5 protein-coding genes and 1 pseudogene are annotated in these 4,059 nt (G+C 72.1%); 2 read left to right on the plus strand and 4 right to left on the minus strand.

Annotation, left to right across the window (positions count from 1 at the left end):
- Positions 1-103: 103 nt before the first annotated feature.
- From ACFWPT_RS40655 to ACFWPT_RS40670, 4 genes are all read right to left on the minus strand, one after another.
- The gene (locus ACFWPT_RS40655; RefSeq protein WP_380488075.1) at positions 104-1,363 is read right to left on the minus strand and encodes a TolB family protein; all 1,260 of its coding nucleotides are present in this window, start codon (positions 1,361-1,363) and stop codon (positions 104-106) included.
- Between the two features lie 236 nt (positions 1,364-1,599).
- Positions 1,600-2,370, minus strand: a complete 771-nt coding sequence (locus tag ACFWPT_RS40660) for a lysophospholipid acyltransferase family protein (RefSeq protein WP_380488077.1) — start codon at positions 2,368-2,370, stop codon at positions 1,600-1,602.
- 268 nt (positions 2,371-2,638) lie between these two features.
- A complete protein-coding gene (locus tag ACFWPT_RS40665) occupies positions 2,639-3,064 on the minus strand; it encodes a DUF4395 domain-containing protein (protein ID WP_380488079.1) in 426 nt (141 codons plus the stop codon).
- A 41-nt stretch (positions 3,065-3,105) separates the two neighbouring features.
- On the minus strand, positions 3,106-3,363 hold the full coding sequence (locus ACFWPT_RS40670; RefSeq protein ID WP_167745840.1) for a hypothetical protein: 258 nt from the start codon (positions 3,361-3,363) through the stop codon (positions 3,106-3,108).
- On the opposite strand from ACFWPT_RS40670, the gene ACFWPT_RS40675 reads away from it, so the two are divergent.
- The gene (locus tag ACFWPT_RS40675) at positions 3,269-3,682 is read left to right on the plus strand and encodes a thioredoxin family protein (protein ID WP_063351571.1); all 414 of its coding nucleotides are present in this window, start codon (positions 3,269-3,271) and stop codon (positions 3,680-3,682) included. The genes ACFWPT_RS40670 and ACFWPT_RS40675 overlap by 95 nt on opposite strands.
- 264 nt (positions 3,683-3,946) lie before the next feature.
- Positions 3,947-4,059, plus strand: a pseudogene (locus ACFWPT_RS40680) (electron transfer flavoprotein subunit beta); the annotation flags it as partial.

Raw genomic sequence — 4,059 nt, forward strand, 5'->3', positions numbered from 1 at the left:
GGTACTGCAGGGGGGACCCTGTGGGAGAGTAGGACGCCGCCGAACAATCATTCACAGAGAACCCCCATCCGGGAAACCGGATGGGGGTTCTTTGCGTTGTGATTCACTCGTCCTGGAGTTCTTCGTCCTCTTCCCACCGCCGTGATTGTGCCTCGGCCGACGCCCGGCCATCGGGTTGAGGCGGTACCGCCGCCGTTCCCCACGCCGGTCGGGTCAGCCAGGCGTCCCTGTCGTGGGTGAGCCGGGCGATGCCCGTCCCGTCCGGCCGCATGGTGTAGAGGTCGGCCCCGGAGCCGGCGGGGTCCTGGGCGAAGACGATGGACTTGCCGTCGGGCGCGTAGGCGGCGGTGCCGTAGAAGACGTCGGACGGGGCGGGGGTCAGCGCGCCGATGGCGGTGCCGTCGGGGTGGACGGTGTAGATGCCGCCGCCGGGGGCGTCGGCGCGGCCGGCCGGGTAGGTGGTGAAGAGGATCTGGGTGCCGTCGGGGGACCAGTTGGCGCGGTCTCCGGCGCGCAGTTCCCAGGGGGTGAGTTGCCGGAGCCCGGTGCCGTCCGCGGCGACGACGTAGATGGCGCGGCTGTTGGCGGGCTGACCGGTGGCGTTGGTGCGGTACTCGAAGGTGAGTTGCTTGCCGTCGGGGGACCAACTGGGGTTGCTGACCTGCCCGGAGTACGGCTTGTCGTTGGTGAGGAAGGTGAGCCGCTGGACGTCGGTGCCGTCGGGGCTCATCAGGTAGAGGTCCGAGTACTGGACCTGGTATTTGTCGGCCGGGTCGAGGGCGCCCCAGGAGCGGCTGAAGGCGAGTTGCTTGCCGTCGGGCGAGTAGGCGGGGGCGCGTTCGTCCTCGTTGGCGCAGTCGGCGGTGCCGGTCTCGCAGAGCTGGCCGATCTGCTGGGCTCCGTCGCCGGTGGTGGCGACCGTCCAGAGGCGGGCGGCGCCGCTCCGTGGGTCGGTCCGGTCGAAGGCGATCGTGCTGCCGTCCGGGGACCAGTCGGGGCGGTCGTCGCGGGTGCGGTCGGGCGGCTGGGTGACCTGGCGCCAGTTGGTGCCGTCGGGTGCGAGGGTCACGATGGCGCTGGTGGTGCGGGCGGCGTCGAGGAATTCCCCGCCGACGATCAGGCCGTTGTGCGCGGGGGCCGCAGGCGTTCCGGCGGCGGCGCCGACCACGCCGGGGCTCGCGGCGGCGGTCGGCGACTCGGGTGCGGTGGAGGGGGCGTCCGCCTGGATCTCGGACAGGGGGATCTCACCGGGTTCGGCGCCGCACCCGGTGAGCAGGGCGCTCAGCAGCAGAAGGCCCGCACCGGCGCTGGCGCGGGTGCGGGCCTCGGGTGTGGACCTGGGGGACTGCCCTGTGCGGGTCATCCGTGTCATATCCGCTCCGACCTTTCCGACCTCTCCGGCGTTCGCTCCGTCTCCGATGCTGGACGAAGGACCCTCAAAGGGGCTGTCACTGTGTCAGACGGGGAGCGTCGGCGACCGGGCGACACGCGACGCCTGGCGTTCGGTCGGTCACACGGAGTAGAAGGTCTCGCGGAGTGGCGAAGTGGAGCGCCGGTGCGGGGTGGAACAGGGGCGAGGTGGAACCCGGGCAGGGCCGGTCAGCCCCGGGCGGCGCGGCGCTCGGCCTTGGCGAGGGCCTCCGCCTCGTCCTCGGCCTCGGCGACCTCCAGGGTGGGCGCGGTGCCGTCGAGGTGGGTGGGCAGCCACCAGGTGTCGTCCGGGCCGGAGGGATTGCCGGGATACTCGCGCTGGGCCTGGTCGAGCATCTCGCTCATGGCCGCGCGCAGCCGTCTGGTGACCATGACGGGCTTGTCGTCCGGGCCGAGGTGAATCGGTTCGCCGATCATGATGGTGACGGGGACGTGGCGCTTGGTCAGGGTCTTCGGGCGGCCCTTGGTCCAGAGCTGCTGGGTGCCCCAGAGGATGACGGGCAGCAGCGGGGTGCCGGAGTCGGCGGCCATCCGGGCGGCGCCGGTCTTGAACTTCTTCAGCATGAACGAGCGGCTGATGGTCGCCTCGGGGAACACCCCGACGACCTCGCCGGCCTTGAGGGCGCGCACGGCGGCCTCGTACGCGGGCTGCCCGTCGGTGCGGTCGACCGGGATGTGCTTCATGCCGCGCATCAGCGGGCCGGAGACCCGGTGCTTGAAGACGTCGTCCTTGGCCATGAAGCGGGTCTTGCGCTTGCCGCCGCGGTAGGCGCCGAGGCCGGCGAAGAGGAAGTCCAGGTAGCTGATGTGATTGCTGACCAGTACGGCTCCGCCCCTGGCGGGGATGTTCTCGGCGCCTACGATCTTGATCCGCACGTCGAGCGCACGGAAGGCGGTGAGTGCGGCGCCGATCACCGGCGGGTACACGAACTCTGCCACGGTCAGTCCTGACTTCCACGGGCCGGAGCCCGGTACGGCGGGTACCCGCGTCGCTGAGTGGGGGCCGACCGGAGCGCGGCACGCCGCGGCGGTCACGGGTGATTCACGGAGATGATCCCCCGAATGAGTGCCTGCTGTCACCTGAGCCGTGCGGTCAAGCGGATATTCGCGGTGTGATCTCCGTGATGAGTTCGGGTGGGAACTTTTCCCTCCCCGGCGACCTGGAGGCCCGGTCCGTCCCGAAGGCCCAGGGGGCCCAGGGTTGCGGTCAGGCTCCGGCGCCGAGGCGCCCCTGGGCGCGCCGGACGAGGGGGTAGATCTCGCGGCCGAGGCAGTAGCCGAACGCGGCGTTGAGGAAGGCCGCGGCCAGGGCGACGGCCGTGGCGAGTAGGCCGAGCCAGGCCACCCCGGTGAGGAAGCCGAGGGCGCCGACGGCGGCGAACACCAGGCCGACTCCCTGCGCGAAGCGGGGCGGCCGCTCGTCCTCGGTCTCGGAGGGCGGGGTCAGCCGGGGGAGGAGGAGGGCCTGGTAGAGCCAGCCGTAGGGGGAGAGCCGCAGGCCGCCGAACGCTCCGAGTGCGAAGACGAGGGCCTGGACGGCCAGCAGCACGTCGCTGCCGGTGATGAGGGCGGCGGCCAGGACGACCGAGGTGAGCGCGGCGGCGAAGCGGGGACCGCGAGGGTCGATCTGCACGAGGGCTCCGGGAGGGTCGCGACGGGCGGCGGCGGGGCGCGTCAGCGACAGCGGGTGGTGGTGGCCCGGCCCAGGTCGACGACGCGGCGGGAGGTCAGCAACGGCGGTGCGGTGCGGTCGGATTCCACCCGGCGATCGTACGCGGGCCCGGCCCGGTGGTCGACCTCCCTTTCGGGGCCCGGGGCCGCTGCCGCAGACTGGGGGATGGCCGGGTTGGTGGTGTGCGTCGTCGTGCCGGCGCCGGCGACCGCCTCCTGGCTGCTACGGGTACGGCGCGACGGGAGGCTGAGGGTGCGCACCAACGGCGGGGCGGTACGGCTGTCGGAGGCGGAGCTGGGCGGGGCGCTCGGCGAGCGGGCGACGCTGGTTCAGTTCTCGACGGCGTTCTGTCAGCCGTGCCGGGCCACCCGCCGGGTGCTCGCGGAGGTGGCCGGCATGGTCGACGGGGTGGCGCACGTAGAAGTGGACGCCGAGGAGCGGCTGGAGCTGGTCCGCCGGCTGGAGATCCTGCGCACGCCGACCGTCCTGGTGCTGGACGGGGGTGGCCGGGTGGTGCGTAGGGCGGCCGGACTGCCGCGCAAGGTGGACGTGATCGCGGCGCTCGGCGAGACGGTGTGAGCCGGGGCCCCGGCGGTCCTGTGGCGGATATGTAGTCCGATCAGGTGGTGTCGGGGTTGCCCTGGGGCAGGATGGGCGCAGACGGAAGTGCAGCCGCCCGGCCTAAGCTACTGGCCAGTAGTGACCACTGGACTACTGCCGAGTATGCTGCCAGGAAGTTCCGGACCGGCACGGGAACTCGCTGCCCGGAGCGGGTGCGCACCGTGTTCGCGCCCCGCTTGCACAGCCGCAGCCGCCGGACGAGACCAGTACAGGAGACAGGCCGTGAGCTTGAGGATCGTTGTCTGTGTGAAGTACGTGCCGGACGCGACGGGTGACCGTCGGTTCGCGGACGACCACACCACCGACCGGGAGGGTGTGGACGGCCTTCTGTCGGA

The organism is Kitasatospora sp. NPDC058478 (genome assembly GCF_042720345.1).
Classification (GTDB): domain Bacteria; phylum Actinomycetota; class Actinomycetes; order Streptomycetales; family Streptomycetaceae; genus Kitasatospora.